General features: G+C 69.3%; 1 pseudogene. It reads right to left on the bottom strand.

The window, feature by feature from the left end:
* A pseudogene (locus CCN29_RS33655) lies at positions 1–280 on the bottom strand (Nramp family divalent metal transporter); the annotation flags it as partial.

Genomic DNA, 280 nt, shown 5'->3' with positions numbered 1-280 from the left:
GAAGCAGGCCCACACCAGCGGCAGGGTCCAGGTGAGGATGCGGATGGCGCGGGTGCGGCTGGCCACGTCCTCCCACTTGACGACGCCGAGCATGCCGAGGGTGTTGGTCCACAGGCGGGGCACGGAGGCGGTGGAGCCGATCAGGGTGGAGAAGAGGACGGCGATCGCGCCGACGAGGAAGAGGTACTCGGCCCAGGGGCCCATGGTGTCGGTGTAGATGCGCGACAGCGTGGTGATCATCTCGTTGCCCTCGGGCACCAGGCCCTGCGGGTGCAGCACG

The sequence above is a fragment of the Streptomyces pseudogriseolus genome (genome assembly GCA_002154585.1).
Taxonomy (GTDB): Bacteria; Actinomycetota; Actinomycetes; order Streptomycetales; family Streptomycetaceae; genus Streptomyces; species Streptomyces pseudogriseolus.
The sequence above is the reverse complement of the archived record's forward strand: the minus strand, read 5'-3'. Positions and strand labels throughout refer to the sequence as shown.